This is a genomic window from Natroniella acetigena (assembly GCF_023227745.1).
In the GTDB taxonomy this organism is placed as follows: domain Bacteria; phylum Bacillota; class Halanaerobiia; order Halobacteroidales; family Halobacteroidaceae; genus Natroniella; species Natroniella acetigena.
Window position 1 is genome coordinate 1 of sequence record NZ_JALKBX010000106.1, and the last position, 2,012, is coordinate 2,012.

1 rRNA gene is annotated in these 2,012 nt (G+C 48.7%); it reads left to right on the forward strand.

Annotation, left to right across the window (positions count from 1 at the left end):
- Window positions 1-2,011: ribosomal RNA gene (locus MWH25_RS12710) — 23S ribosomal RNA — on the forward strand; the annotation flags it as partial.
- Window position 2,012 lies beyond the last annotated feature (1 nt).

Sequence of the window (2,012 nt, forward strand, 5' to 3'; positions counted from 1 at the left end):
GACTAAGGGCTTTATAGAGTTACTGAATCCAGTCAAACTCCAAACGCCATATTATTAAGCTTGGGAGTCAGACTATGTGGGATAAGCTTCATAGTCGAGAGGGAAACAACCCAGATCGTCAGTTAAGGTCCCAAAGTATGGACTAAGTGGTAAAGGATGTGAGATTGCATAGACAACCAGGATGTTGGCTTAGAAGCAGCCATTCATTTAAAGAGTGCGTAATAGCTCACTGGTCGAGTGATCTTGCGCTGAAAATGTACGGGGCTAAAGTCCATCACCGAAACTACGGATTGGTATAACCAATGGTAGAGGAGCATTCTATATAGGTTGAAGCAGTACCGGAAGGAGCTGTGGACAGTATAGAAGAGATAATGTCGGTATGAGTAACGATAAAATAGGTGAGAATCCTATTCGCTGTAAGTCTAAGGTTTCCTGAGGAAGGCTCGTCCGCTCAGGGTAAGCCGGATCCTAAGCCGAGGCCGAAAGGCGTAGGCGATGGAAAATCGGTTAAAATTCCGATGCTACCTCCTTATCACTATGAGTGATGGGATGACGCAGGAAAATAGGCTAGCCTGGCAACGGTATGTCAGGTTGAAGCATTGAGAAGGATGACTTAGGTAAATCCGAGTCATTGTCAACTTCAAGGTGTAACCAGGAGTCTCTACGGAGGCGAAGTAGTTGACTTTACACTGCCAAGAAAAATCTCTAACCAGATAAGAGGTAACCGTACCGCAAATTGACACAGATAGACTAGAAGAGTATTCTAAGGCGCGCGAGAGAACCTTCGTTAAGGAACTCGGCAAAATAACCCCGTAACTTCGGGAGAAGGGGTACCTCATTAGAGTGTATGCTCGAAGAGGTTGCAATAACCAGGCCCAAGCGACTGTTTACCAAAAACACAGGTCTCTGCTAAGACGTAAGTCGATGTATAGGGGCTGACGCCTGCCCGGTGCTGGAAGGTCAAGGGGAAGTGTTAGGCATAAGCTGAAGCGCAGAACTTAAGCCCCAGTAAACGGCGGCCGTAACTATAACGGTCCTAAGGTAGCGAAATTCCTTGTCGGGTAAGTTCCGACCTGCACGAATGGCGCAACGACTTGGGCACTGTCTCAACGAAGGTCTCGGTGAAATTGTACTACCTGTGAAGATGCAGGTTACCCGCGACAGGACGGAAAGACCCCGTGGAGCTTTACTGTAGTCTGATATTGGATTTTGGTACATTATGTACAGCATAAGTGGGAGGCGATGAACTCGGCACGCTAGTGTCGAGGGAGCCTTAAGTGGGATACCACTCTTAATGTGCCGGAATTCTAACCATGCACTGTGATCCAGTGTTGGGACAGTTTCAGATGGGCAGTTTGACTGGGGCGGTCGACTCCTAAAGAGTAACGGAGTCGCCCCAAGGTTCCCTCAGTGCGGTCGGAAATCGCACGTAGAGTGTAAAGGCAGAAGGGAGCTTGACTGCAAGAGCTACAACTCGAGCAGGTACGAAAGTAGGGCTTAGTGATCCGACGGTAGAGCATGGAATTGCCGTCGCTCAACGGATAAAAGTTACCCCGGGGATAACAGGCTTATCTCCCCCAAGAGTTCACATCGACGGGGAGGTTTGGCACCTCGATGTCGGCTCGTCGCATCCTGGAGCTGAAGCAGGTTCCAAGGGTTTGGCTGTTCGCCAATTAAAGCGGTACGCGAGCTGGGTTCAGAACGTCGTGAGACAGTTCGGTCCCTATCCGTCGTGGGCGTAGGATATTTGAAAGGAGCTGTCCCTAGTACGAGAGGACCGGGATGGACGTACCTCTGATGTACCAGTTGTCTACCAAGGGCATAGCTGGGTAGTTAAGTACGGATTTGATAAACGCTGAAAGCATCTAAGCGTGAAGCCAACCTTGAGATAAGATATCCCATAGAGTGAATCTAGTAAGATCCCTGATAGACTATCAGGTAGATAGGCCAGAGGTATAAGGATGGTAACATCTTCAGCTGACTGGTACTAATAGATCGAGGGCTTAATCTAG